The sequence below is a fragment of the Mycolicibacter sinensis genome (assembly GCF_001673565.1).
GTDB lineage: Bacteria > Actinomycetota > Actinomycetes > Mycobacteriales > Mycobacteriaceae > Mycobacterium > Mycobacterium sinense_C.
Map to the genome: position 1 here is coordinate 151,586 of NZ_LZMF01000037.1, position 25,538 is coordinate 177,123.

A 25,538-nucleotide genomic window follows, 5' to 3' on the forward strand; every position below is an offset into this window, starting at 1 on the left:
GCCGCCGGGTAGCAGCGAAGCCCTCCCGCTTTGCCCTACGGCCACCCACGTCCAAGTATCGTGACTTTGCCGAAGTGCTCCGCCGTGAGCGCACATGGACGGCACAAGGACGGAGAGGACGCCGGATGCAGGGACTCGTGCTGCAGCTGACGCGAGCCGGTTTTTTGACGTTGCTGTGGCTGTTCATCTGGTCGGTGCTGCGGATCCTGCGGACCGACATCTACGCGCCGGCCGGCGCGGTGATGGTGCGCCGCGGCCTGTCGATCCGGGGCGTGCTGCTGCCTTCGCGGCAGCCACGCACCGGCGCCCGCCACCTGGTGGTGACCGAGGGACCGCTGACCGGGGCCCGCATCGCGCTCAGTGATCAGCCGGTTCTGATCGGCCGGGCCGACGATTCGACCCTGGTGCTCACCGACGATTACGCGTCCACCCGACACGCCCGACTATCTCAACGGGGGTCCGAATGGTATGTCGAAGACCTCGGCTCGACCAACGGCACCTACCTTGACAGGGTGAAGGTGACCACAGCGGTACGGGTGCCCCTAGGAACGCCGATACGCATCGGCAAGACCGCGATCGAGCTCCGGCGGTGAGCCTGGTTCTGCGGTATGCCGCCCGCAGTGACCGCGGCCTGGTGCGCTCCAACAACGAGGACTCCGTCTACGCCGGCCAGCGTCTGCTGGCGCTGGCCGACGGCATGGGCGGGCACGCGGCCGGCGAGGTCGCCTCCCAGCTGGTGATCGCCGCGCTGGCCCACCTTGACGACGACGAGCCTGGCGGGGACCTGCTGGCGAAGCTGGAATCAGCTGTGCAGGAAGGCAATTCGGCGATCGCGGCCTACGTCGAGGAGCATCCCGAACTCGAGGGCATGGGCACCACGCTGACCGCGGTCCTGTTCGCCCCGCCCCGGCTGGGATTGGCCCACATCGGCGACTCGCGCGGCTACCTGCTGCGCGACGGCGAGCTGAGCCAGATCACCAAGGACGACACCTTCGTTCAGACCCTGGTCGACGAAGGCCGGATCACCTTGGAGGAGGCCCACAGCCACCCGCAGCGGTCCTTGATCATGCGGGCCCTGACCGGCCACGAGGTGGAGCCGACGCTGATCATGCGCGAGGCGCAGGTCGGCGACCGTTACCTGCTGTGCTCCGACGGTTTGAGCGACCCGGTCAGCACCGAGACCATCCACGAGGCGCTGGAGATCCCCGACGTCAACGACAGCGCACTGCGGCTGATCGAGTTGGCGCTGCGCGGCGGGGGACCGGACAACGTGACCGTGGTGGTGGCCGACGTCGTCGACGTCGACTACGGCCAGACCCAGCCGATCCTGGCCGGGGCGGTCTCCGACAGCGACGACGACCACACCACCGCCCTGGACACCGCCGCCGGGCGGGCCTCGGCGATCTCGCCGCGCAAGACCGTCGCCAAAAGGGTGCTGCCGCGGATCGAAACCCTGACCGCACCGCCCCGGTCCCGGCGCCGCAAGATCATCATCGCGGTGCTGCTGCTGGCCCTGCTGGCCGCCGCGCTGCTGATCGGACGGGCGATCGTGCGCACCAACTATTACGTCACCGCCTACGGCGGAACGGTGGCGATCATGCGCGGCGTGCAAGGTTCGATCCTGGGTCTGCCGCTGCAGGAGCCCTACCTGCTCGGCTGCCTCGACAGCCGCGGCGATCTGGTGCAGATCAGCTTCAGCCAGTCCGGCGACAAGCTGGCCTGCCGGCTGATGACGTTGCAGGATCTGCGGCTGCCGGCACGTCAGCAGGTCAGCAACGGCCTGCCTGCCGGCACCCTCGACGACGCGATCACCCAACTGCGCAACCTGGCCCGTGACTCGCTGCTGCCGCTGTGCCCGGCGCGGAGCACCGGCGGGAAGGCCGACGGCAGCGGTGCGACGCCCTCACGCGCCCCGGATCCGAGCCCGGCCCCGGCCGGCCCACGGCCCGGCCCGCCTCAGCCGGCCCCGAACTCCGGGGTGCCGCACCTGCCCACTCTGACCAACCTGCCGCCGGCCCCGCTCGAACCGGGGACCGACTGCCGGGCGGCCTCATGACCACAGCGCCGCAGCCGCCGGTGGCGCTGACCCCGGCGCTGCCCGATCGACGCAACGCCGAACTCCTGCTGCTGTGCTTCGCGACCATGATCATCGCGGTGGCGATGCTGATCGTCGAGGCCGGCCACGAGAAGGGTCTGCGCTGGGACCTGCTCGGCTACGGGACGGCGTTTCTGGTGCTGTTCGTCTTCGCGCACCTGGTCATCCGGCACTCGGCGCGGTACGCCGACCCGCTGCTGCTGCCGGTGGTGGCCCTGCTCAACGGCCTCGGGCTGGTGATGATCCACCGCATCGATCTGGGCGCTGTGCTCGACGGCGCCGGCACCCGCCCGGGCGCCACCTCCCAGATGCTGTGGACGCTGGTCGGCGTAATCGCCTTCGCCCTCGTGCTCGAGCTGCTCAAGGACCACCGTCAGCTCGCCGGCAGCGGTTACCTCTGCGGGCTGGCGGGCCTGGTGTTGCTGGTGATCCCCGGCCTGTTGCCGGCCTCGCTGTCGGAGCGACAGGGCGCCAAGATCTGGATCCGCTTGCCCGGCTTCTCGATTCAGCCCGCCGAGTTCTCCAAGATCCTGCTGCTGATCTTCTTCGCCGCGGTCCTGGTCTCCAAACGCCAGCTGTTCACCAGCGCCGGCAAGCACGTGCTCGGGATGAACCTGCCCCGCCCGCGCGACCTGGCGCCGCTGCTGGCCGCCTGGGTGATCTCGGTCGGCGTGATGGCGTTCGAGAAGGACCTGGGCACATCGCTGCTGCTGTACGCGTCGTTTTTGGTGATGGTGTACCTGGCCACCCGCCGGTTCAGCTGGATGGTGATCGGGATGCTGCTGTTCGCCGCAGGCAGCATCGCCGCGTACTTCATGTTCAGCCACGTCCGGGTGCGGGTACAGACCTGGCTCGACCCGTTCGCCGACCCCGAGGGCGTCGGCTATCAGATGGTGCAGTCGCTGTTCAGCTTCGCCACCGGCGGCATCTTCGGCACCGGGCTGGGCAACGGTCAGCCCGGCTACGTGCCCGCGGCGTCGACGGACTTCATCATCGCCGCGTTCGGCGAGGAACTGGGTCTGGTCGGGCTGGCCGGCGTGCTGATCCTCTACACGATCGTGATCGTGCGCGGCATGCGGACCGCGATCGCGGTGCGCGACAGTTTCGGCAAGCTGTTGGCGGCCGGCCTGGCGGCCACCCTGGGCATCCAGCTGTTCATCGTGGTCGGCGGCGTCACGAAGCTGATTCCGCTGACCGGGCTCACCACGCCGTGGCTGTCCTACGGCGGGTCGTCGCTGCTGGCCAACTATGTGCTGCTGGCGCTCCTGCTGCGCGTCTCACACGCCGCCCGCCGCCCGCTGAGCACCCGGCCGCAGCGCACCGCCGCGATCGGCGATACCGGCACGGCGGTGATCGAGCGCGTATGAACACCTCGCTGCGCCGCGTCACGATGACCCTGATGGCGCTGATCGTGCTGCTATTGGGTAACGCCACGCTGACCCAGGTCTTCGCTGCCGACGGGCTGCGCGCCGACCCCCGCAATCAGCGGGTGCTGCTCGACGAATACTCCCGCCAGCGCGGCCAGATCACCGCCTCGGGCCAACTGCTGGCCTACTCGGTGGCCACCGACGACCGGATCAAATACCAGCGCATCTACCCCGACCCGGCGGTGTATGCGCCGGTCACCGGCTTCTACTCGCTGCGCTACTCCAGCAGCGGCCTGGAGCGCGCCGAGGACACCGTGCTCAATGGCTCGGATCCGCGGCTGTTCGGGCTTCGGCTGGCCGACTTCTTCACCGGCCGCAGTCCCCGCGGCGGCACCGTGGAGACCACCATCCGCCCGCGAGTGCAGCAGGCCGGCTGGGAGGCGATGCAGAAGGGCTGTTCCGGTGGCTGCCGCGGCGCGGTGGTGGCCCTGGAGCCGTCCACCGGCAAGGTCCTGGCGCTGGTGTCGGCGCCCTCGTATGACCCCAACCAGTTGTCCTCGCATGATTCGGAGCAGCAGGGCCGGGCCTGGCAGCGGCTGCGCGACGACCCCAGTTCGCCGCTGACCAACCGCGCCATCAGTGAGACCTATCCGCCGGGCTCGACGTTCAAGCTGATCACCACCGCGGCCGCGCTGCAGTCCGGCGTCAGCGAGAACGAGCAGCTGACCAACGCGGCCCGCATCGCGCTGCCCGACAGCACCGTCAAGCTGGAGAACTTCGGCGGCAACAACTGCGAAGGCAACGCGGCGACCGTCTCGCTGCGGGTTGCGTTCGCCCGATCCTGCAACACCGCCTTCGTCCAGCTCGGTATCCGCACCGGCGCCGAGGCGCTGCGCACTGCCGCCCAGGGCTTCGGTCTGGACATCACACCCGAAGCCATCCCGCTGCAGGTGGCCGAGTCCACCGTCGGCCCGATCCGCGACGCCGCCGCACTGGGAATGACCAGCATCGGACAGAAGGATGTCGCGGTGACGCCGCTGAAGAACGCGGTGATCGCCGCGAGCATCGCCAACGGTGGGCTGACCATGCAGCCCTACCTGGTGGAGGGGCTGGAGGGGCCGGATCTGGCCGGCATCGCGACGACGCAACCGCGCGAACTACGCCGTGCAGTGTCCTCGCAGGTCGCGGCTAAGCTAACGGAACTGATGATCGACGCCGAAAAAGTGACCCAGCAGCAAGGGGCCATCCCGGGCGTACAGATCGCGTCGAAGACGGGCACCGCTGAGCACGGTCCCGATCCGCGGAACACTCCGCCGCACGCGTGGTACATCGCCTTCGCCCCGGCCAGCGCCCCGAAGGTGGCCGTCGCCGTCGTCGTGGAGGACGGCGGCGACCGTTTGGCCGCGACCGGCGGCGCGCTGGCGGCACCGATCGGTCGAGCCGTCATCGAAGCAGCACTTCAGGGGCGATCATGAGTCCGCAGGTTGGAGCGGCGCTGGCCGGGCGCTACCGGTTGCAGCGGCTCATCGCCACCGGCGGCATGGGTCAGGTGTGGGAGGCCGTCGACAACCGGCTGGGTCGCCGGGTCGCGGTCAAGGTGCTCAAACCCGAGTTCTCCTCCGACCCGGAGTTCATCGAACGGTTCCGCGCCGAGGCGCGCAACACCGCCATGCTCAACCACCCGGGCATCGCCAGCGTGCACGACTACGGCGAGACCGAGCTTGACGGCGAGGGCCGCACTGCCTTCCTGGTGATGGAGCTGGTCAACGGCGAGCCGCTGAACTCCGTACTCAAACGGACCGGGCGGCTGTCGCTGCGGCACGCCCTGGACATGCTGGAACAGACCGGCCGGGCGCTGCAGGTGGCACACAGCACCGGGCTGGTGCACCGCGACGTCAAACCGGGCAACATCATGATCACGCCCACCGGCCAGGTGAAGATCACCGACTTCGGGATCGCCAAGGCCGTCGACGCCGCACCGGTCACCCAGACCGGCATGGTGATGGGCACCGCCCAGTACATCGCCCCCGAGCAGGCCCTGGGCCAGGACGCCACCGCGGCCAGCGATGTCTACTCTCTGGGCGTGGTCGGCTACGAAGTGCTGTCCGGGCGCCGTCCGTTCACCGGTGACGGCGCGCTGACCGTCGCCATGAAGCACATCAAGGAGCCGCCCCCGCCGCTGCCGGCCGAGCTGCCGCCCAACGTGCGGGAGCTCATCGAGATCACGCTGGCCAAGAACCCCGGTATGCGCTATCGCAGTGGCGGCCCCTTCTCCGACGCGGTCGCCGCGGTGCGCTCGGGCCGGCGACCGCCCCGGCCCAGCCAATCGCTGCCGCCCGGGCGTGCCGCGCCATCGGCGATCCCGTCGACGGCCGCGACCCGGGTGGCGCCGCCGGTATCGGCGCGGGCCACCGCGGCACGACGGGCCCGGCCCGGCACCGGTAACCACCGTCCGCCCGCGCCGCGGCGCACCTTCACCGCCGGGCAGCGCGCGCTGCTGTGGGCGGCCGGGGTGCTGGGCACGCTGGCGATCATCATCGCGGTGCTGATCGTGGTGAACGCCAAGAGTCCGGGCGGCTCGCTGGCGCCGGCCACCGTCACCGACACCGGTGGACCGCCGGTCGAATCGTCGAGCGTCGAGTCCTCGAGCTCTGAGCCGCCCCCCGCGCATTCCTCCGGCTGGTCCTGGACCAGGACGGCACGATGACCACCCCGCAGCGGCTCTCCGACCGCTATGAGCTCGGCGAGATCCTCGGCTTCGGCGGCATGTCGGAGGTGCACCGGGCGGTCGACACCCGCCTGCACCGCGACGTGGCCGTCAAGGTGCTGCGCGCCGACCTGGCCCGCGACCCGAGCTTCTATCTGCGCTTCCGGCGCGAGGCGCAGAACGCCGCTGCCCTGAATCACCCGGCGATCGTCGCGGTTTATGACACCGGCGAAGCGGAGACCCCGGCCGGTCCGCTGCCCTACATCGTGATGGAGCTCGTCGAGGGTGTCACGCTGCGCGACATCGTGCACAACGACGGCCCGATGCCGCCCACCCGCGCCATCGAGGTGATCGCCGACGCCTGTCAGGCGCTGAACTTTTCCCACCAGCACGGCATCATTCACCGCGACGTCAAGCCGGCCAACATCATGATCGACAAGCACAACGCGGTGAAGGTGATGGACTTCGGCATCGCCCGCGCGGTCGCCGACGCCGGCAACAGTGTCACCCAGACCGCGGCGGTGATCGGCACCGCCCAGTATCTGTCCCCCGAGCAGGCCCGCGGCGAGGGCGTCGACGCCCGCTCCGACGTGTACTCACTGGGCTGCGTGCTGTACGAAATCCTCACCGGCGACGCACCTTTCGTTGGTGATTCACCGGTTGCGGTGGCCTACCAACACGTCCGCGAAGACCCGGTACCGCCGTCGCAGCGCCTGCCGGGCCTGCCCGCCGACCTCGACGCCGTGGTGCTCAAAGCGCTGGCGAAGAACCCGGACAACCGCTACCAGACGGCCGCCGAGATGCGCGCCGACCTGGTTCGGGTGCACAACGGGGAGAAGCCCGAGGCGCCTCGGGTGCTCACCGACGCCGACCGCGCCGCACTGATGCCGGCCCGGGCGGGGGATGGCGGCGCGGGGCAGACCGACCCGCTGCCGCGCCAGGAACTCGACTTCGGCCACGAGCGGCCGGGTTCGGTGGGCCGGTGGTTGATCGCCGCGATCGTGCTGGCGGTACTGACCGTCATCGTCACGGTGTCGATCAACAGTTTCGGGGGCCGCACCCATCAGATCCAGGTTCCCGACGTACGCGGTCGGGCGTCGGTCGATGCGATCGCCGAACTGCAGAACAAGGGCTTCAAGACCCGCACCGATCAGCGTGCTGACTCCGACGTCCCGCCGGATCATGTGATCAGCACCGATCCGCCGGCCGGCGCCCCGGCGAACAAGGGCGACAAGATCACCGTGAACGTGTCTTACGGTCCCGAGCAGCGCCAAGTGCCCGACGTGGCGTCGTTGAGCTACGCCGAAGCGGTCAAGAAGCTCACCGCCGCCGGGTTCGGCCGGTTCAAGCAGGTCGACTCGCCGTCGACCCCGGAGCTCAAGGACAAGGTGGTCGGCACCAACCCGCCGGCCAACCAGACCACGGCCATCACCAATGAGATCGTGATCGTGATCGGCAGCGGCCCGGCCACCAAGCCCGTTCCCGACGTCACCGGCCAGACGGTGGAGCTCGCGCAGAAGAACCTGACCGTCTACGGCTTCACCAAGATCACCGAGGTGACGGTGGACAGCCCGCGCCCGGCCGGCGAGGTGATCGCCACCAGCCCGCCGACGGGGGAGACGGTGCCGGTCGACGGGGTGATCGAACTGCGGGTGTCCCGGGGCAATCAGTTCGTCATGCCGGATGTGACCGGGATGTTCTGGACCGACGCCGAACCGCAGCTACGCGCGTTGGGCTGGACCGGGATGCTGATCAAGGGCGCCGACGTCGACGCCGGCGGCTCCGGCCACAACCGAGTGCTCTACCAGAGCCCGGCGGCGGGCCAGGGCGCCAACACCGACGGCAACATCACCCTGCGCTTCGGCCAATAGGCGGTCAGCTGATCGCGGGAACCGGTGTCACCGCGGTCTGCACCGTGGCGGCGATCTCGTCCTCCAACCGGCGCACCAAGGTGTCCTCGCACGCGTAGCCGCAGTACCCCAACCAGTTGGCCAGCATCCGGTGGCCGCCCTCGGTGAGGATGGACTCCGGGTGGAACTGCACCCCGTGGATGGGCAGCTCGGTGTGCCGGACCCCCATGATCACCCCGCCGCGGGTGCGCGCCGTGACCTCCAGGGCGGCGGTCAGCGTCTCGGGCAGGATCGTCAACGAGTGATACCGGGTGGCGGTGAACGGATCCGGTAGGCCCGTCAGCACCCCGGTGTCGGTGTGGAAGACGGTGCTGGTCTTGCCGTGCAGCAGCTCCGGCGCCCGGCCCACCGTGGCGCCGAAGGCGACGCCGATGGCCTGGTGGCCCAGGCACACGCCCAGCAGGGGGATCCGCGCCGCGGCGCACGCGCCGACCAGGGCGATGGACGCGCCGGCGCGTTCGGGGGTGCCCGGCCCCGGGCTGAGCAGCACTCCGTCGAAGCCGGTCACCACGTCGTCCAGGGCGGCCGGGTCGGCCAGGCGGGCGTCGTCGTTGCGCCACACGTCAGCCTGCACGCCCAACTGGCCCAGGTACTGCACCAGGTTGAACACAAAGCTGTCGTAATTGTCGACGACCAGGATCCGCACGCTCACAGGGTACCGGGACTTCAGTAGTCGACCGGGCCGGCCGGGACGGCGTAGCGCATCCGGGCCGGCCCGGGGCTCTCGACCACCTGCAGATCCTCATCGACCTGTTCGCTGTAGCCCAGGCCGAACCGGATCACATACTGCTTGTACAGCGTGACCAGGGGAGCGTCGGCCAGCGCGGCCTGCATCGCGGCCGGGTCGCCGATCGCGGTGATGACATAGGGCGGGCTGTAGGTCCGGCCGCCCAGCAGCAAGGTGTTGCCGACGCACCGCGGCGCCGACTCCGCGGTGATCCGCTGGTCCTGCATCTGGACGGCCTCGGCGCCGGCGCTCCACACCGCGTTGAGCACCGCGGAGATGTCCTGCTGGTGCACCACCAGGTCGTCGGGGGAGGCGTCGCGGGGGAACCGGCCGTTGGCGTCGCGCTGGGCATCGGTGAGGGTCACGACCAGGCCCGGCCCATACACCGCCTCCAGGCCGGCCGCCTCGGCCATCTGCGCGGTGCGGTTGCGCATCGCCGAGAGCGCCGCGCCGGCTCCGCGGCCGTGCACCGACCCCACCGCGGTCGCCAACGCGTCGCGTTTGTCGGTGAGTTCCTCCACGGTGGATTGGGTGGAACGGACCAGGTCGACCAGCCGCGGTGCGTCGCCGCGGCGGATCTCCTTGCCGCCGGAGACGCCGTGGGTGGCCGCCAGCAGCAGACCGGCCAGCAGACACACCAGGGGAACACCGACCCGCCAGGGGGAGCGGCGGCCGGGAGACGCGACCTCCATCGGCTCTCCAATTCTCGGCTGATTGCCCGGCTGGGTTAATCTCGTACCGACCCATACTCGCAGCTTCACCGCCGCACTGTCCCGAGGTACTGATGCCCAAGTCGAAGGTTCGCAAGAAGACCAGCTTCACTCCCTCGGCGGTGAGCCGCACGCCGGTCAAGGTCAAGGGCGGACCGTCGAGCATGTGGTTCGTCGCCCTGTTTCTGGGGCTGATGCTGTTCGGGCTGGTGTGGCTGATGGTGTACCAGCTGGCGGCCACCGGGTTGGACACCCCGGCGGCACTCACGTGGATGAGTGAGCTCGGCCCGTGGAACTACGCGATCGCGTTTGCTTTCATGATCACCGGGCTGTTGCTCACGATGCGCTGGCGCTGAGCTGCTCTGGCCTGCGATTTCGGATATGTGGCGCGGTCGGCGATGCCAGCGTGGCAACCAAGCGGTTGCTCAATCACATCGATGTGATTTATCCCCACTGTGGACAACCCCTGTAGATAACCTCAAAACCGCAGGTCGCATTGACTGAAGACCGTCGCCAGCAAACACAGTGGTCGCCTCCTGCCGGCGGAATCGCTGGTTGCGCGCTTGCCGGCTCGGTGTTAGCTATCAGCGCTGTGACGCTCGCCACAGACCTGCCGGGACGGCTTCTGGCCGGCATTGCCGGGGTCGGCCTGATGGTGTTTGCCGGTTTCTCCTGGCAGGCCCGGCCCAAGCTGGCGCTCACCCCGGCGGGGCTGGCGGTGCGCGGCTGGTGGCGCACCCGGATTCTGGCCCCCGGCAGCCTCACGCGGGTCCGCGTCACCGAGTTCCAGCGGATCGGGCGCACGCATCGGCTGCTCGAGATCGAGACCGACGACGACCTGCTGATCCTGTCCCGGTGGGATCTGGGAACCGATCCCCGCGACGTTTTCGATGCCCTGACGGCGGCCGGTTACACCGGCCGCCGTTGAGAGGTGTTCGTCAGGAGACGGTGATCGACTCGATGACGACGGGCTCGGTGGGCCGGTCGGCGCGGTCGGTCGCGGTGGTGGCGATGGCGTCCACGACACCCTGCGAGTCGGGGTCGACGACCTCACCGAAGATGGTGTGCTTACGGTTCAGGTGCGGGGTCTGGCCCACGGTGATGAAGAACTGCGAGCCGTTGGTGCCCGGGCCGGCGTTGGCCATCGCCAGCAGGTAGGGCTTGTCGAAGACCAGCTCCGGGTGGAACTCGTCCTCGAACTTGTACCCCGGGCCGCCGCGACCGGTGCCGGTCGGGTCGCCGCCCTGGATCATGAAGCCGCCGATCACCCGGTGGAACACCGCGCCGTCGTAGAACGGGCCCGACGAGCCGCCGGAGGCGTTGGTGGTCGAGTACTCCTTGGTGCCCTGGGCCAGCCCGACGAAGTTGGCGACGGTCTTGGGGGCGTGGTTACCGAACAGCGCGATCTTGATGTCGCCGCGGTTGGTGTGCAGCGTGGCGGTGGCGGTGGCGGTGGCGATGGGGCTGGAGGTCATGGGATCACAGTGTGCCATTCCCGGCGTGGTGGGCTGCGTCACGGGTAGCGTTGCAGCCATGCGCCTGTCGACCCAGAACCACCTGACCCACCGTGAACGCCTGACCCGGGGCCTGGCACACACCGCGGGCGGGCCGGTCGACGTGGCACGGGGCGCCGTCGGGCTCAGTGGGGCCGCGGTGCAACGCGGCGCGGTGGAACTGCGCCGGCGCTACCGGGAGAGCCGGCTGGCCGACCATGTCGCCGACGCTGCCGATGCCGCCGCCCGCGAATTGGTCGCCGCCGGCGAGGTGGTCGCCGGGCTGCCGGAGGTGCTCGCGTACGGCGAGCCGCGGCGTCACCGGATTCGCCGATCCTGGGTGATCGCCGGGGTGGCCGGTGCGGCGCTGTTGGCCGGTGGGGTGGTGGTGCTGATCCGCCGGTCGGATCGGCCGGAAGAATCCTCGCCGCGACCGCCGAGCGTGGACACGCAGCACAAGATTTGACAAAAGTGTGGAGCCTAGGAGATTCGAACTCCTGACATCTGCCTTGCAAAGGCAGCGCTCTACCAACTGAGCTAAGGCCCCTGATGGGACTCGTGGGCCTAGGAGGACTCGAACCTCCGACCTCTTCGTTATCAGCGAAGCGCTCTAACCGCCTGAGCTATAGGCCCGTAGTCGACTACGACCGAGCGCCGAGATTACCGCACCCGAGGCCCCCCGACCAAAATGCCGGTCAATCCCGGTCGGCCAGGGTTACCTCGACACCGCCGACCACATCGGTGCTCAGGTTGTAGATGACCACACCGAGGGTGGCCATCGCGGTCAGCACGACGACGTTCACCAGCCCGATCAGGGCAGCGCCGCCGAAGATCGAACTGCCCGAAACCAGTTCCGCGGCACTGTTATTGGTCAACAAATCACCGACGTTGCTGTTCAGCTTGCTCCAGACACCCATCGCTCCCAGCAGCACGTACAGCACGGCGACGGCGATCATCCAGACGAAGAACAGCGCCGTGGACAACAGCAGCGACACCTTCAGCGCGCTCCACGGGTCGATGCGCCGGATCTGCATGCTGGCCCGCACCGGGCCGCGCGGTCCGGCCGACACCTGCGGGCGCCGGGCCGCCGGACGCCGCTGGGCCGGTTCGGACAGATCCGGCAACTCGCTGCCGTAGGCGTCCTCGGACGGCCCGGGTGAGGCGGGCTGGGCCGGCTTGGCCGGTTGCTGAGCCGGCTTGGCCGCGGGTTTGGCGGGCTTGGCCGGTGCCGGCTGCGCAGCGCCGGGCGCGGCCGTGCCGGAGACGAAGCGGCGCAGCCGCTCATCGACGCCGGCGGAGCGGGCCGTCGCGTTGGGCTCGGCCGGCCGCGCCGGTTCGCCGGCCCGGGCCGGGGCGGGCTGGCGGGTCTGGCCCGCGCGCTGCCAGGGCGGCGCGTCGCCGCTCTCGGCGACCCGTCCCGAGCGTCCCCCGGGCCGCTGGCCTGCGGCGTCGGCCGAACCGCTGCCCGGGGGCTCGGTGTTACCCGGGCCGTTGCCCGGATGCCCCGGCTCATTCGGTGCGCTCACCCACGGCTCCTTCGCTGTGTATCCGAGCCGCCCGGCGGCTGGGATTCTCGTCGGTTCAGCTACCCGACTCCTCGTCGGCCGGCTCTTCGTCGGCGTTCCGCGCGATCGCTATCAGTGTGTCGCCCTCGCCCAAGTTCATCAACCGGACCCCCTTGGTCTGCCGGCCGGCCTTGCGGACCTGCCGCGCCGCGGTGCGGATCACTCCGCCGCCGGAGGTGATCGCGTAGAGCTCACTGTCGTCGTCGACGATCAGCGCCCCGACCAACCGGCCGCGGCGTTTGTCGTACTGGACGGTCAGGATGCCCTTGCCGCCGCGGCCCTGCGCGGTGTACTCCTCGATCGCGGTCCGCTTGGCGTACCCGCCGGCGGTGGCCACCAGCAGATAGGTGCCTTCGCGGACCACGTTGAGCGACAACAGGTAGTCCTCGGCGTTGAAGCGCATGCCCTGGACGCCCGACGTCGCGCGGCCCATCGGACGCAGCGCCTCATCGGTCGCCGAGAATCGGATGGACTGCCCCAGGGCCGACACCAGCAGCAGGTCGTCCTCGGCCGAACACAGCATCGCGCCGACCAGCTCGTCGCCCTCGCGCAGGTTGATCGCGACGATGCCGCCGGACCGGTTCGAGTCGAAGTCGGTCAGCTTGGACTTCTTGACCAACCCGTTGCGGGTGGCCAGCACCAGATACGGCGCGTCCTCGTAGCCCCTGATCTGGATGACCTGGGCGATGCGCTCCTCGGGCTGGAAGGCCAGCAGGTTGGCGACGTGCTGGCCGCGTGCGGTGCGCAACGCCTCCGGCAGGTCGTAGGCCTTGGCCCGGTACACCCGGCCCTGCGTGGTGAAGAACAGGATCCAGTCGTGGGTGGAGCAGACGAAGAAGTGCGCGACGATGTCGTCCTGCTTGAGACCGGCGCCCTGCACACCCTTGCCGCCGCGTTTCTGGCTGCGGTACAGATCGGTCTTGGTGCGCTTGGCGTAACCGGTCTCGGTGATCGTGACGACGACGTCCTCGCGGGCGATCAGATCCTCGTCGGCGACGTCGCCGTCGGCGGCGATGATCCGGCTGCGCCGGTCGTCGCCATACTTCTCGACGATCTCGGCGAGCTCGTCGCGCACGATCCCGCGTTGCCGTTCGGGCTTGGCCAGAATGTCTTCGAGGTCGGCGATCTCGGCCTCGATCTTGGCCAGGTCGTCGATGATCTTCTGGCGCTCCAGCGCGGCCAGCCGCCGTAGCTGCATGTCCAGAATCGCTTGCGCCTGAATCTCATCGATGTCGAGCAGCTCGATCAGGCCCTGGCGTGCTATGTCGACGGTCTCCGAGCGACGGATCAGCGCGATGACCTCGTCGAGGGCGTCGAGTGCTTTGACCAGACCGCGCAGGATGTGCGCCCGTTCGTTGGCCTTGCGCAGCCGGTAGGTGGTGCGCCGCACGATCACATCGAGCTGGTGCGCGACGTAGTGCCGGATCATCTGATCCAGCCGCAGGGTGCGCGGCACCCCGTCGACGATCGAGAGCATGTTGGCGCCGAAGCTGGTCTGCAGCTGGGTGTGCTTGTAGAGGTTGTTCAGCACCACCTTCGCCACCGCGTCGCGTTTGATCTCGACGACGATGCGCAGGCCCTCCCGGTCGCTGCTCTGGTCCTCGATGTTGGCGATTCCGACCAACTTTCCGTCGCGCACCTGCTCGGCGATCGACGTGATGAAGTTGTCGTGGTTCACCTGATAGGGCAGCTCGGTGATGACCAGCAGCGAGCGCCCGCGCGAGTCCTCTTCGATCTCGACCACGCCGCGCATCCGGATGGACCCTCGGCCGGTCCGGTAGGCGTCGCTGATGCCCTGCGATCCGACGATCAGGCCGGAGGTGGGGAAGTCCGGGCCCTTGACCCGCTCCATCACCGCTTCCAGGGTGGCCTCTTCGTCGGCTTCGTGGTTCTCCAGGCACCAGAACACCGCTTCGGCCAGCTCGCCGAGGTTGTGCGGTGGGATGTTGGTCGCCATGCCGACCGCGATGCCACCGGAGCCGTTGGCCAGCAAGTTCGGGAACCGGCTGGGCAGCACCGTCGGCTCCTGCACCCGACCGTCGTAGTTCGGGATGAAATCGACTGTCTCCTCGTCGATTTCGCGCAGCATCTCCATGGCCAACGGGGTCAGTCGCGCCTCGGTGTACCGCATCGCGGCTGGCGGGTCGTTGCCCGGTGATCCGAAGTTGCCCTGGCCGTCGACCAACGGGTAGCGAAGCGACCACGGCTGGGCCATCCGCACCAGGGTGTCGTAGATCGACGAGTCGCCGTGTGGGTGGTAGTTACCCATCGTCTCGGCGACCGAGCGGGCCGACTTGGCGTGGCCGCGGTCCGGGCGGAACCCGGAGTCGAACATCGCGTAGAGCACCCGGCGGTGCACCGGCTTGAGGCCGTCGCGCACCTCGGGCAGTGCCCGGCCCACGATCACGCTCATCGCGTAGTCGATGTAGCTGCGCTGCATCTCCTGCTGGATGTCGACCGGCTCGATCCGCTCCACCGAGTCGTCTCCGGGTGGCAGCGTGGTGTCTGTCATCTATTCCTCGTTCAGTCCGCTGTCGGGAAGGTCAGATTTCGCTAAACGTCCAAGAAGCGAACGTCTTTGGCGTTGCGCGTGATGAAGCTGCGCCGGGCCTCGACGTCCTCGCCCATCAGGATCGAGAAGAGTTCGTCGGCCGCCGCGGCATCGTCGAGGGTGATCTGGCGCAGCACCCGCACCGTCGGGTCCATCGTGGTCTCCCACAACTCCTTGGCGTTCATCTCGCCGAGACCCTTGTACCGCTGAATACCGTCATCCACGTTGATCTTCTTGCCGGCAGCTCTGCCGGCCTCCAACAGACCGTCGCGTTCCCGGTCCGAGTAGGCGAACTCGGCCTCAGAACCTCGCTGCCACTTGAGTTTGTACAGCGGCGGCTGGGCCAGGAAGACGTGGCCGTGCTCGACCAGCGGCCGCATGAAGCGGAACAGCAACGTCAGTAGCAGGGTCGAGATGTGTTGGCCGTCAACGTCGGCGTCGGCCATCAACACGATCTTGTGATAGCGCAGCTTGCTGATGTCGAACTCGTCGTGGATGCCGGTGCCCAGCGCGGTGATGATCGCCTGGACCTCGTTGTTCTTCAGCACCCGGTCGATCCGGGCCTTTTCGACGTTGATGATCTTCCCGCGCAGCGGCAGGATGGCCTGGAACATCGAGTCGCGGCCGCTCTTGGCCGAGCCGCCGGCTGAATCCCCTTCCACCACATACAGTTCGCACTTGGTCGGGTCGTTGGAGCGGCAGTCGGCCAGCTTGCCGGGCAACCCGCCCAGATCGGTGGCGCTCTTGCGCCGCACCAGTTCTCGCGCTTTTCGCGCCGCCATCCGGGCCTGCGCCGACGACACCGCCTTGTTGATGATCGTCTTGGCTTCGGCCGGGTTGGCTTCGAACCAGTGGCTGAGCTGTTCGTTGCAGACCTTCTGCACGAACGACTTCACCTCGGTGTTGCCCAGTTTCGTCTTGGTCTGACCCTCGAACTGCGGTTGGGCCACCTTGACCGAGATGACCGCCGCCAGCCCCTCGCGGATGTCGTCGCCGGTGAGGTTGGGGTCTTTGTCCTTGAGCAACTTCTTGTCTTTGGCGTACTTGTTCACCACGCTGGTCAGCGCCGAACGGAAGCCCTCTTCATGGGTGCCGCCCTCGGCGGTGTTGATCGTATTGGCGAAGGTGTGCACCGATTCGGAGTAGCCGCCGTTCCACTGCATCGCGATCTCGACCTCGTGGCCGGTTCCCTTGCCGTCGAAGTCGATGATCGTGGGGTGGATCGCCGTTTTCGTCCGGTTGATGTGCGCGACGAAATCGCGCAAGCCGCCCGGATAGTGGAAGACGCGGTGCTTGACCTTGTGCGGCGCCTGGGCTTCGGCCGCCTGGTCCTCGGCGGACTTCGGCGCCTCGGCGGTGTCGCTGACCACCTCGTCGACGACCTCTTCGGTGCGCACCCGCTCGTCGGTGAGCTCGATGGTCAGGCCCTTGTTGAGGAAGGCCATCTCCTGCAGCCGCCGGGCGACGGTCTCGAAGTCGTAGTTGGTGGTCTCGAACACGTCCGGGTCGGCCCAGAATCGGATGGTGGTGCCGGAAGCCTTCGTCTTGTCACCCTTTTTCAGGGTGCCGGGCTCGGATTTGTCGTAGGTCTGGAACCACTCGTAGCCGTCGCGGCGGATGTCGGCTTCCAGCCGGGTGGACAGCGCGTTGACCACTGAGACGCCGACGCCGTGCAGACCGCCGGAGACGCTGTAGGCGCCTTCCTCGAATTTGCCGCCGGCGTGCAGCACGGTCATCACGACGTCCACGGTGGGCACGCCGGTGGAATGCATGGCCACCGGGATCCCGCGGCCGTCGTCGGTGACCTCCACGCCGCCGTCCTCGAGGATGCGCACCGCCACCTTGCTGGCGAAGCCGGCCATCGCCTCATCGACGGCGTTGTCGACGACCTCCCAGATCAGGTGGTGGAGCCCGCGTTCACCGGTGGAACCGATGTACATCCCGGGTCGTTTACGGACGGCTTCGAGGCCTTCGAGAACCTTGATCGAATCGGCACCATATTTGTTTTGGGCAGCCACGGTCGGGGAGCTCTCCTCAGAGTCGCAAGCAAGCAGTCGGCGCACCACAGCACAGGATGCGCGGGGGATACCGCAACAGTCTACCGTGACGAGCCGACGGCGGGCATTTTCTTGTGGCGTTTCCACCCATCTGATTGCGCCGTGACGCGGATATCGCGCTCAACGGCGTGTCCGGCCGCTGGCCGGAGCGATTTTCGGGCTCGTAGCGCCGCTGAGCCGCTGATCACCCGGCGGCTCTGCCGGGGGCTAGCCGTAGGTGTCGCGGGGCCCGCGCCCCGAGACGTGCAGAGGACCCTTGCGCCACGACGGAGCGGTCGGGCCGGTGATCTTCAGCGTCGTCACCACCCCATCGCCGACCGCCGCGGCGATCTTCGCCAGTAATTGTGCCTGCACCAGCCGCAGCTGGGTGGCCCAGGCCGTCGATTCCGCCGACACGCTCAGCACCCCCTCGGAGAGCCGGGTCGGTGTGGCATGCGAGGCGATGTCCTCGCCGACCACCGCGCGCCAGCGGCCCAGGACGGTGCCCTCGGCGACCTGCGCCGACCAGCCCCGTGCCTGCGCGAGGTCGCGGGTGGCGGCGCCCAGCGTCTGCGGGTCGCGGCGATCGGGTCCCGGCCCCGACCAGCTACGGCGGCCGCCGCCGCTACCGGGAGTTCGCCGGCGCAGCGGCGCCCGGCGCCCCTGCCCGACGTCTTTGCCCTGGCTGCGCGCGGCCTCGCGGGCCTCGGCCAAGGTCCGCCGGACCAGATCCATGCCGGCCATCCCGGCCAGGTGCGCCGGCGGTTCGACGTCCGAATCGCTCACGAGCCACCCCCGATCAGCTCCGACACCCTGCCGTGATCGCCCTCGGTGACCGCGATGTGGATCTGGCGGGCCTGCCAATCCGCCGGCACGTCCTCGGCCACGGCGGCGGTGATCAGCACCTGTTCGGCTGATGCGGCCACGTCGGCGAGCGCGCGGCGGCGAGCAGCGTCCAACTCGGCGAACACGTCGTCGAGCAGCAACACCGGTTCGGCGCCCTCGCTGCGCAACAGTTGATACGCCGCCAACCGCAGCGCCAGCGCCATCGACCACGATTCACCATGGCTGGCAAAGCCTTTCACCGGCCGGTCACCCAGCCGCAGCTCCAACTCGTCGCGGTGCGGACCGACCAGACACACGCCGCGTTCCAGCTCCGCGCGCCTGCGGCGCGCCAATTCCGCCAGCAGCACTTCCTGGAGCTGGACCGGGCCTTCGTCGGCATCCTCAGCGGAAATCTCCACCTTGGGGCGGTAGGCCACCGCCGCGTTGCGGGTTCCGGGCGCAAGTAGTTGATAGGCCTTCTCAACCTCGGGTGCGAGCTGATTGACCAGGTCGATCCGGGCGGCCATGAGATCTGCACCGTGCGCGGCGAGTTGGGCGTCCCAGACGTCGAGGGTGTCCAACACCGACCGGTCACCACGGTGCAGCGCGCCGGGCGCACTTTTGAGCAGCGCCGTGCGCTGCCGCAGCACCTTGTCGTAATCGGCGCGCACCGCCGCGACCCGCGGCCGGCGCACGCTGGCCAGTTCGTCGAGGTAGCGGCGACGCTCACCGGGGTCGCCGCGGACCAGCGCCAAGTCCTCCGGGGCGAACAACACCGCACGCAGCACCCCGACAACCTCCCGGGCGTGACGCACCGGAGCCCGGTTCAGCCGGACCTTGTTGGCGCGCCCGGCGGCGATCTCCACATCGACCGCCAGTTCGCGGCCTTCGTTGACGACGATCGTCGACACCACCGCACTACCAGCGCCCGATCTGATCAGCGGGGCGTCGGTGGCCACCCGGTGCGAGCCCAAAGTCGACGAATACCACAGCGCCTCAACGAGATTGGTTTTACCGTACCCGTTGGGGCCGACCAATACCGTCGCACCCGGTTCCAGTTCGAGGTCGACGTGCGCCCAGGACCGGAACTCGCGCAGGCCCAGGTGGCGGACATACACCGCGAAACCACCCCTCCCGTCGTGGCGGCCGCTCCGGTCAGCCGGGCAGGCGAACCGGCATCAACAGATAGACGTAATCCGACACCACGGCCGGGAACGGGCCGGTACCGCTGTGCACCGGATCGCCATCACCGGCCGGTCGCAGCACGGCGGGCTTTTTGGGATCGGTGAATCCCATCGAGACCTTCTCGCTGTGCAGCGATCCCAGACCGTCGGTCAGATATGTCGGGTTGAACGCGATGGTCAGCGGCTCACCGACGAAGTCCACCGGGAGGTCCTCCTCGGCCCGGCCGACATCCTCGGCGCCGGCGGACAACCGCAGGGTGCCTTCGGACAGCTCCATGCGGACCTGCGCACCGCGATCGGCGACCAGCGCAACACGTTTGATCGCCTCGGTCAGCTCGGCCACACCGATGGTGGCGACCGCAAGGTGCTCGCTGGGCAGCAGTTGGCGGAATTTCGGGAATTCTGCGTCCAACAGCCGGGTGGTGCTGCGCTTGCCGCCGCTGGTGATACCCAGCAGGCCTTCGCTGCCGACCGCCGGTCCTGCACCCAACGACAGATGCACTTCGGTGCCATCGCTGCTGGCTTTGGCGGCTTCGGCGAGGGTCTTGGCCGGCACCAGCACGGCGGCTTCGGTGCCCGGCGCCGATGACCAGGTCAATTCGCGCACTGCCAGCCGGAAGCGGTCGGTGGCAGCCAAAACCACTGTGTTGCCGGAGATTTCGACGCGAATGCCGGTCAACATCGGCAAGGTGTCATCCCGGCCGGCGGCTACCGCCACCTGGCCGATCGCCTCGGCGAACAGGTCGGCGGGCAACACCCCGGTCTCGTCGGGCAACGTCGGCAGCGTGGGGTAGTCCTCAACGGTCATCGTCGGCAGCGAGAACCTGGCATTACCGCACGTCAATGACGCCCGGGTGGCCTCCACCTGCACCTCAACCGGCTTGGCGGGAAGTGCCCGAGTGATATCCGACAGCAGCCGTCCGGAGACCAAAACACTTCCGGGAGAGGCGATTTCAGCCGCCAGCTGGACCTCTGAAGAAACTTCGTAGTCGAACCCGGAGACGGTCAACCCGTTGTCGGATCCGGTCAGCAGCACCCCGGCCAGCAACGGCACGGTGGGCCGAGCCGGCAAGGATTTCGCGACCCACGCCACCGCGTCGGCGAAGTCGTCCCGGTCAAGGCGAAATCTCAAATCGGTCAGACCCGCGTTCGTGGTCGCCGCGTCCATAGCGTCCTCTCGTCACCCCGATATCGAGCTCTACCCCGCGGCGACCGGTGAACATCCCCACCTGCGGCCGTGCAACGCCCTCGCACAGCGCAAGGGCGGTAGGTCACCAACCGTAGAGCCTAGAAGCCCTTCGTGAAAGTTAATCGATGACACCGGTGGGCCGGGAAGAGGCCCGCGCATGGCGGACGGCGAGGGGTTGTGAACAGCCCCGCACGGAGCGAATCCCCAACGGCCTGTTTTGAGAGAGAAACGACGAAGAGATCCCAGTATTAGTAGTAAGGCCTGTGCATGCTGGGCACAGCGCCGCATCGTCGCTGCTGAACGCGGCGATCCGGCTGGGGACCAACCGTGCATAACACGCCGTGGCCGGCCGGGACGGCTGTGGATGGAACCGCAGCTGTGTATCCCGGGCCGGTTCGTGGTCGGATCATCGACAGGTTGTCCGCAGCGGTATCCACAGCCGACGGGCGTAACGGGTGATACGAGTGGGTCGGAAGTTTTTTGCAACAAGTCCGCTGCCGGACGGCGAAATCAGCGCTTCGCGCGCTGCCGGATCCGGGTGGTGAGCTCTTTGACCTGATCGAAGACCTCGCGACGCTCGGCCATCTCGCCGCGGATCTTGCGCTCGGCGTACATCACGGTGGTGTGGTCGCGCCCGAAGGCCTGCCCGATCTTGGGCAGGGACAGGTCCGTCAGCTCGCGGCACAGATACATGGCGATCTGGCGGGACTGAGCCAGCGGGCGGGTCTTGCCGGGCCCGCGTAGTTCCTCGATGGAGGTGTCGAAGTACTCGGCGATCACCGCCATGATGATCGCGGCGCTGATCTGCATGGTGCTGGCGTCGGCGATCAAATCGCGCAGCACGATCTCGGCCAGCGCCCGATCGATCGGGGTCTTGTTGAGCGAGGCGAACGCGGTGACCCGGATCAGCGCGCCCTCGAGTTCGCGGATGTTGCGCTCGATGCTGGTAGCGATCAACTCCAGTACGTCACCGGGCACGTCGAGACGTTCCATCTGCGCCTTCTTGCGCAGGATCGCGATGCGGGTCTCCAAGTCGGGCGGCTGCACGTCGGTGATCAGACCCCACTCGAACCGGGTCCGGAGTCGATCTTCCAGCGTGGCAAGTTGTTTGGGCGCCCGATCGGAGGTGATCACGATCTGCTTGTTGGCGTTGTGCAGGGTGTTGAAGGTATGGAAGAACTCCTCCTGGATACCTTCTTTGCCTTCGATGAACTGGATGTCGTCGACGAGCAGGACATCGATGTCGCGGTAGCTGCGTTTGAAGGCGACCTTGCGGTCGTCGCGCAGCGAGTTGATGAAGTCGTTGGTGAACTCTTCGGTGGAGACGTACTTGACGCGCATCCCGGGAAAGAGTCGCTGGGTGTAGTTGCCGGCCGCGTGCAACAGGTGGGTTTTGCCCAGACCGGATTCACCCCAGATGAACAACGGGTTGTACGCGCGGGCCGGAGCCTCGGCGATGGCCAGTGCGGCGGCGTGGGCGAACCGGTTGGACGTGCCGATGACGAACGTGTCAAAGGTGTAGCGCCGGTTCAGGCTTGCGCCGTCGGCGGCCGCCGAGTCGTCACTGGGTCGCTCGGTGAAGTAGTTGGGCCAGTCGTATTCGACGTCGGTGGTGTCGTCATCGTCTTCGTCCTCGCCGGCGCGGGCCGGGGCCGCACCATCGAGGGAGGGGGATGCCTCGTCGGCCGGTGCCGGGGCGATGCGCACACCGAGTTCGATGTCGTGTCCGAGCCGACGGCTCAGGGCAGCGGTGATCTGGGTGCGCAGGTGCCGTTCGATCTCGTTCTGCACGAAGCTGCTCGGAACCGCGAGCAGCGCGAAGCCTTCGACAATCGCCAACGGGTGTACCAGGTTGAGCCAGGCCTTCTGCTGGGGCGTCAGGACCGGGGCAGAGACGTCGGGCGCGGGGGCTTCGCCGTTGAGTTCCGCGACCACCTCGTCCCACAAGGTCAGGAACGCCGACCCGGGGTCATCGGTCAATGACTCATCCCCCTGGCTCGAAGTCGTGCTGCACGGATCTCGTGCGGTGACATGCTATCCACACAGTTATCCACAGGTGTGGATGAGGTGCGTGTACCCCGTCGAGGCCCTCCGGGCCAGTTGCTCGGCAACGGCCACTCCAGACAGTCAGGCGATACCCGAGGCGCAGGCCGCTTCGTCCTCTTCGATTTCGGCCGAGATGCGCTCCAGTCGAGAAACGGCGCTGGCAAGCAAGTTAACAGGTTTCCGCTCGGGCGACTACTCCTTTCTGGGAGATGAATCCGGCAAAAACGAGCACCGCCGGAACGTCCGTGGCGGGTGTGACCAGTGTGAATGGTGGGCCGCATCCGAGGGCGTCTGCAGCGCTGCGTGAGGGGTCCGGGAGCCGGGGTTTGACCCGGCGAACCTGCATCAGTACCCTCGAACAGTCGCCCGAACGTCGGCGATACGGCAGCGACCGGCTCCTGGCCGGAGACCGCGCCGGTTACCAGCAAGACGCAGAAGTTCACCGAGCTTACCGAGTGCGTCGCGTGCGGCAGGCACAACGGGCTTCCGGTGTGTCTCCCGCGGACGCGGCGCAAGACGCAACAAGGAGAGTGTGCCGTGGCCAAGGGCAAGCGGACCTTCCAGCCCAACAACCGTCGTCGGGCCCGGGTGCATGGGTTTCGGCTGCGGATGCGTACGCGCGCTGGTCGCGCCATCGTCACGGGCCGGCGTCGCAAGGGCCGGCGCTCGCTGACTGCTTGAGCACAGGCAGCACCGCGGTGCTCCCGGCTCAGTTCCGGATGAGACGGTCGGCGGATTTCGGTGCGACGGTCAAACAAGGCCGAAGGGCGGTACAGCCCGACGTCATCGTGTACAGCCGGGTGATCTGTGACCGGCGAACCGACACCCCAGCTGTTTCCGCGGCGACGCCGCCGCAAGTCGGCCTGATCATCGCCAAGTCGGTAGGCTCGGCGGTCGATCGGCACCGGGTGGCTCGTCGGCTGCGTCACGTGGCCCGCGAGATGCTCGGAGATCTGTGTGCCGGCCAGCAGGTGGTGATCCGGGCGCTGCCCGGCAGTAACCGCGCGAAGTCGGAGACCCTGCGCGCCCAGTTGCGGGCCGGGCTGCGCGCGGTCCAGAGACCCGGAGGTGCGGCGCGGTGACCCACGCTGTCGCGGCGGCCCCGGTTCGCGGGCTGATCTTCGTCATCCAGCTCTACCGGCACATGATCTCGCCGTTGCGTCTGCCCAGTTGCCGCTTCATGCCGACCTGCAGCCAGTACGCGGTGGATGCCTTAAGTGAATATGGACTGATCCGGGGCGCCTGGCTGGCAGCGGTGCGCCTGGCAAAGTGTGGGCCGTGGCATCAGGGCGGCTGGGACCCGATACCCGAGCGGTCCCAGGGTGGCGCTGGATGCGATTGTCCGTCCGGGAACGCCTCGGACAACCGAGCGGAGGGTAAACGACGTGTCCTTTGATCCCCGGAGTCTGGACTACGTGTACTACCCGGTGTCGGGCATTATGTGGTTGTGGTACAAGGCATTTGGCCTTCTACTCGGCCCGGCGAGCTTCTTCACCTGGGCGTTGTCGGTGACGTTCCTGGTCTTCACGCTGCGGGCCCTGCTCTACAAGCCGTTCGTCAAGCAGATCCGGACCACCCGGCAGATGCAGGAGCTGCAGCCCCAGATCAAGGCGCTGCAGAAGAAGTACGGCAAGGACCGTCAGCGGATGGCCCTGGAGATGCAGAAGCTGCAGCGTGAGCACGGCTTCAACCCGATCCTGGGCTGCCTGCCGATGCTGGCGCAGATCCCGGTGTTCCTGGGCCTGTTCCATGTGTTGCGTTCGTTCAACCGCACCAGCTCCGGGATCGGTCAACTGGGGCTGTCGCCGGACCTGAACCGGCAACTGGGCAACTACTTCTTCAGCGCCGCCGATGTGGGTAACTTCCTGGACGCCAACCTGTTCGGTGCGCCGCTGGGCGCGACGATGATCCAGCGGACCGGGCTGGACGCCTTCGCTGAATTCAACCGGTTCTCGGTGATCGCGGTCGGCGTACCGATCATGATCGCGGCCGGTATCGCGACCTACTTCAACAGCCGGGCGTCAGTGGCACGCCAGAGCCCGGAGGCGGCGGCCAACCCGCAGACCGCGATGATGAACAAGCTGGCGCTGTATGTGTTCCCGCTCGGCGTGGTCGTCGGCGGACCGTTCCTGCCACTGGCGATCATCTTGTACTGGTTCTCCAACAACATCTGGACCTTCGCCCAGCAGCACTATGTCTTCGGCCTGATCGCCAAGGAGGAGGAGGCGAAGAAGGAGGAGGCGCTGCGCCGGCGATCGGCCAACGCACCGGCGCCCGGCGCCAAGCCCAAGCGAGCCAGCCGCACGGCGACCGCGGACGCCGACGTCTCCGAGACCGACGAAACCGAGGCGCCGGTGACCGACGCGTCTGCGCCCGAAGCGGACCAGCCCCCGAAGGCCGAGTCGGCCAAGCGGAACCCGGGCCGGCCCGCGCCCCGAGGTGGCCGTTCCGGCGCCGGGGCGAAGCCGAAGAAACGCAAGCGGTGACCCACCGCCACCAAGCCAACCGGCGCGTCAGCTGCCGGGCACAGAGGGAGACGACATGACCGACATGACAGAGATGAACGACGCAGAGACCAGCGAGCGGGAAGCTGGGGAGCAGCCGGAGGGCCAGGGCGCTACTACGCCGGCGGCCGACCTCGAAGAGCGACTGGTCGCCGAGGGGGAGATCGCAGGCGACTATCTGGAGGAGTTGCTCGACCTGTTGGACTTCGACGGTGACATCGACCTGGACGTCGAAGGCCGGCGCGCGGTCGTCAGCATTGACGGCGGCAACGACCTCACCAAGCTGGTCGGCCGCAAGGGCGAGGTGCTCGACGCCCTGCAGGAGCTGACGCGGTTGGCGGTGCACCAGAAGACCGGTGAGCGCAGCCGCCTGATGCTGGACATCGCTGGCTGGCGGCGCCGGCGTAGGGACGATCTCACCGCGCTGGGCGACGAGGTGGCCCGCCGGGTACTGGAGAGCGGGGCCGATGAGGAACTGGCCCCGATGAGCCCCTTCGAACGTAAGATCGTCCACGATGCGGTGGCCGCCGTCGCCGGCGTGCACAGCGAGAGCCAGGGCGTCGAGCCGTCGCGCCGCGTCGTGGTTCGGCGGGACTAACCGGATTCACCGCGCGGAATTACATCAAGGT

24 protein-coding genes and 2 tRNA genes are annotated in these 25,538 nt (G+C 68.1%); 14 read left to right on the forward strand and 12 right to left on the reverse strand.

The genetic code is table 11. The features are described from left to right. The first annotated feature begins 125 nt into the window (after positions 1–125). The 6 genes from A5648_RS06775 to pknB are packed head-to-tail and all read left to right on the forward strand — an operon-like array spanning position 126 to position 8,040. On the forward strand, positions 126–593 hold the full coding sequence (locus tag A5648_RS06775; protein ID WP_065023791.1) for an FHA domain-containing protein FhaB/FipA: 468 nt from the start codon (positions 126–128) through the stop codon (positions 591–593). Continuing rightward, on the forward strand, positions 590–2,056 hold the full coding sequence (locus tag A5648_RS06780) for a PP2C family protein-serine/threonine phosphatase (protein ID WP_065023792.1): 1,467 nt from the start codon (positions 590–592) through the stop codon (positions 2,054–2,056). Before A5648_RS06775 ends, A5648_RS06780 begins: the two co-directional genes overlap by 4 nt. Beyond that, a complete protein-coding gene (locus A5648_RS06785) occupies positions 2,053–3,462 on the forward strand; it encodes an FtsW/RodA/SpoVE family cell cycle protein (protein WP_065023793.1) in 1,410 nt (469 codons plus the stop codon). The genes A5648_RS06780 and A5648_RS06785 overlap by 4 nt, the downstream gene beginning before the upstream one ends. After that, entirely contained in the window at positions 3,459–4,937 is a 1,479-nt protein-coding gene (pbpA, locus tag A5648_RS06790) for a D,D-transpeptidase PbpA (protein ID WP_065023794.1), read from the forward strand. The genes A5648_RS06785 and pbpA overlap by 4 nt, the downstream gene beginning before the upstream one ends. Beyond that, positions 4,934–6,169 (forward strand): protein kinase domain-containing protein, encoded by a 1,236-nt coding sequence (locus A5648_RS06795; RefSeq protein ID WP_065023795.1) that lies wholly within the window; start codon positions 4,934–4,936, stop codon positions 6,167–6,169. Before pbpA ends, A5648_RS06795 begins: the two co-directional genes overlap by 4 nt. Beyond that, on the forward strand, positions 6,166–8,040 hold the full coding sequence (pknB, locus tag A5648_RS06800) for a Stk1 family PASTA domain-containing Ser/Thr kinase (RefSeq protein ID WP_065023796.1): 1,875 nt from the start codon (positions 6,166–6,168) through the stop codon (positions 8,038–8,040). Before A5648_RS06795 ends, pknB begins: the two co-directional genes overlap by 4 nt. Positions 8,041–8,044: 4 nt before the next feature. Here pknB and A5648_RS06805 read toward each other — a convergent pair whose 3' ends face one another. Further along, on the reverse strand, positions 8,045–8,725 hold the full coding sequence (locus A5648_RS06805) for an aminodeoxychorismate/anthranilate synthase component II (RefSeq protein WP_065023843.1): 681 nt from the start codon (positions 8,723–8,725) through the stop codon (positions 8,045–8,047). A gap of 20 nt (positions 8,726–8,745) precedes the next feature. Continuing rightward, positions 8,746–9,498 (reverse strand): DUF881 domain-containing protein, encoded by a 753-nt coding sequence (locus A5648_RS06810; protein WP_065023797.1) that lies wholly within the window; start codon positions 9,496–9,498, stop codon positions 8,746–8,748. Between the two features lie 92 nt (positions 9,499–9,590). On the opposite strand from A5648_RS06810, the gene crgA reads away from it, so the two are divergent. Next, complete coding sequence (crgA, locus tag A5648_RS06815) at positions 9,591–9,872, forward strand: cell division protein CrgA (RefSeq protein WP_065023798.1); 282 nt, start codon at positions 9,591–9,593, stop codon at positions 9,870–9,872. Positions 9,873–10,012: 140 nt separating this feature from the next. Then, positions 10,013–10,444 (forward strand): PH domain-containing protein, encoded by a 432-nt coding sequence (locus tag A5648_RS06820; protein ID WP_065023799.1) that lies wholly within the window; start codon positions 10,013–10,015, stop codon positions 10,442–10,444. A gap of 10 nt (positions 10,445–10,454) precedes the next feature. Here A5648_RS06820 and A5648_RS06825 read toward each other — a convergent pair whose 3' ends face one another. Then, complete coding sequence (locus A5648_RS06825) at positions 10,455–11,009, reverse strand: peptidylprolyl isomerase (RefSeq protein ID WP_109470706.1); 555 nt, start codon at positions 11,007–11,009, stop codon at positions 10,455–10,457. Positions 11,010–11,049: 40 nt separating this feature from the next. Here A5648_RS06825 and cwsA point away from each other — a divergent pair, with 40 nt between their 5' ends. Further along, on the forward strand, positions 11,050–11,475 hold the full coding sequence (cwsA, locus tag A5648_RS06830; RefSeq protein ID WP_065023844.1) for a cell wall synthesis protein CwsA: 426 nt from the start codon (positions 11,050–11,052) through the stop codon (positions 11,473–11,475). Between the two features lie 8 nt (positions 11,476–11,483). Here the strand turns inward: cwsA and A5648_RS06835 are convergent. The 9 genes from A5648_RS06835 to dnaA form a co-directional block, all read right to left on the reverse strand. Then, positions 11,484–11,556 (reverse strand) — tRNA-Ala (locus A5648_RS06835). A gap of 12 nt (positions 11,557–11,568) precedes the next feature. Further along, positions 11,569–11,642: transfer RNA gene (locus A5648_RS06840), tRNA-Ile, on the reverse strand. 62 nt (positions 11,643–11,704) lie between these two features. Continuing rightward, the gene (locus A5648_RS06845) at positions 11,705–12,535 is read right to left on the reverse strand and encodes a DUF3566 domain-containing protein (protein ID WP_065023801.1); all 831 of its coding nucleotides are present in this window, start codon (positions 12,533–12,535) and stop codon (positions 11,705–11,707) included. Positions 12,536–12,590: 55 nt separating this feature from the next. Next, entirely contained in the window at positions 12,591–15,086 is a 2,496-nt protein-coding gene (gene gyrA, locus A5648_RS06850; protein WP_065023802.1) for a DNA gyrase subunit A, read from the reverse strand. A gap of 41 nt (positions 15,087–15,127) precedes the next feature. After that, complete coding sequence (gyrB, locus tag A5648_RS06855; RefSeq protein ID WP_065023803.1) at positions 15,128–17,143, reverse strand: DNA topoisomerase (ATP-hydrolyzing) subunit B; 2,016 nt, start codon at positions 17,141–17,143, stop codon at positions 15,128–15,130. A 246-nt stretch (positions 17,144–17,389) separates the two neighbouring features. After that, positions 17,390–17,947: a DUF721 family protein gene (locus A5648_RS06860; RefSeq protein WP_065023804.1), complete on the reverse strand. Its 558-nt coding sequence runs from the start codon at positions 17,945–17,947 to the stop codon at positions 17,390–17,392. Continuing rightward, a complete protein-coding gene (gene recF, locus A5648_RS06865) occupies positions 17,944–19,104 on the reverse strand; it encodes a DNA replication/repair protein RecF (protein WP_065023805.1) in 1,161 nt (386 codons plus the stop codon). Before recF ends, A5648_RS06860 begins: the two co-directional genes overlap by 4 nt. Positions 19,105–19,141: 37 nt before the next feature. After that, positions 19,142–20,338 carry a DNA polymerase III subunit beta gene (dnaN, locus tag A5648_RS06870; RefSeq protein ID WP_065023806.1) on the reverse strand — a complete coding sequence of 399 codons (1,197 nt, stop codon included), beginning with the start codon at positions 20,336–20,338 and terminating at the stop codon, positions 19,142–19,144. Between the two features lie 531 nt (positions 20,339–20,869). Beyond that, entirely contained in the window at positions 20,870–22,339 is a 1,470-nt protein-coding gene (gene dnaA / locus A5648_RS06875) for a chromosomal replication initiator protein DnaA (RefSeq protein ID WP_065023807.1), read from the reverse strand. Between the two features lie 603 nt (positions 22,340–22,942). Between dnaA and rpmH the strand changes: the two genes are divergently transcribed. From rpmH to A5648_RS06890, 5 genes are all read left to right on the forward strand, one after another. Continuing rightward, complete coding sequence (gene rpmH / locus A5648_RS22485; protein WP_005142265.1) at positions 22,943–23,086, forward strand: 50S ribosomal protein L34; 144 nt, start codon at positions 22,943–22,945, stop codon at positions 23,084–23,086. Between the two features lie 17 nt (positions 23,087–23,103). After that, positions 23,104–23,487: a ribonuclease P protein component gene (gene rnpA, locus A5648_RS06880; RefSeq protein WP_065023808.1), complete on the forward strand. Its 384-nt coding sequence runs from the start codon at positions 23,104–23,106 to the stop codon at positions 23,485–23,487. Next, positions 23,484–23,801: a membrane protein insertion efficiency factor YidD gene (yidD, locus tag A5648_RS22490; RefSeq protein ID WP_082966347.1), complete on the forward strand. Its 318-nt coding sequence runs from the start codon at positions 23,484–23,486 to the stop codon at positions 23,799–23,801. The genes rnpA and yidD overlap by 4 nt, the downstream gene beginning before the upstream one ends. 43 nt (positions 23,802–23,844) lie before the next feature. Beyond that, a complete protein-coding gene (yidC, locus tag A5648_RS06885) occupies positions 23,845–24,891 on the forward strand; it encodes a membrane protein insertase YidC (protein WP_065023845.1) in 1,047 nt (348 codons plus the stop codon). A gap of 73 nt (positions 24,892–24,964) precedes the next feature. Beyond that, entirely contained in the window at positions 24,965–25,507 is a 543-nt protein-coding gene (locus A5648_RS06890) for a protein jag (protein ID WP_065023846.1), read from the forward strand. Positions 25,508–25,538: the final 31 nt, after the last annotated feature.

Bases quoted from the DNA above. Each gene is read 5' to 3' on its own strand.
- A5648_RS06775 (WP_065023791.1), top strand. From the start codon at position 126: ATGCAGGGACTCGTGCTGCAGCTGACGCGAGCCGGTTTTTTGACGTTG.
- A5648_RS06785 (WP_065023793.1), top strand. From the start codon at position 2,053: ATGACCACAGCGCCGCAGCCGCCGGTGGCGCTGACCCCGGCGCTGCCC.
- pbpA (WP_065023794.1), top strand. From the start codon at position 3,459: ATGAACACCTCGCTGCGCCGCGTCACGATGACCCTGATGGCGCTGATC.
- A5648_RS06795 (WP_065023795.1), top strand. From the start codon at position 4,934: ATGAGTCCGCAGGTTGGAGCGGCGCTGGCCGGGCGCTACCGGTTGCAG.
- pknB (WP_065023796.1), top strand. From the start codon at position 6,166: ATGACCACCCCGCAGCGGCTCTCCGACCGCTATGAGCTCGGCGAGATC.
- A5648_RS06810 (WP_065023797.1), bottom strand. From the start codon at position 9,498: ATGGAGGTCGCGTCTCCCGGCCGCCGCTCCCCCTGGCGGGTCGGTGTT.
- crgA (WP_065023798.1), top strand. From the start codon at position 9,591: ATGCCCAAGTCGAAGGTTCGCAAGAAGACCAGCTTCACTCCCTCGGCG.
- A5648_RS06825 (WP_109470706.1), bottom strand. From the start codon at position 11,009: ATGGCACACTGTGATCCCATGACCTCCAGCCCCATCGCCACCGCCACC.
- cwsA (WP_065023844.1), top strand. From the start codon at position 11,050: ATGCGCCTGTCGACCCAGAACCACCTGACCCACCGTGAACGCCTGACC.
- gyrA (WP_065023802.1), bottom strand. From the start codon at position 15,086: ATGACAGACACCACGCTGCCACCCGGAGACGACTCGGTGGAGCGGATC.
- dnaN (WP_065023806.1), bottom strand. From the start codon at position 20,338: ATGGACGCGGCGACCACGAACGCGGGTCTGACCGATTTGAGATTTCGC.
- yidC (WP_065023845.1), top strand. From the start codon at position 23,845: ATGTGGTTGTGGTACAAGGCATTTGGCCTTCTACTCGGCCCGGCGAGC.
- A5648_RS06890 (WP_065023846.1), top strand. From the start codon at position 24,965: ATGAACGACGCAGAGACCAGCGAGCGGGAAGCTGGGGAGCAGCCGGAG.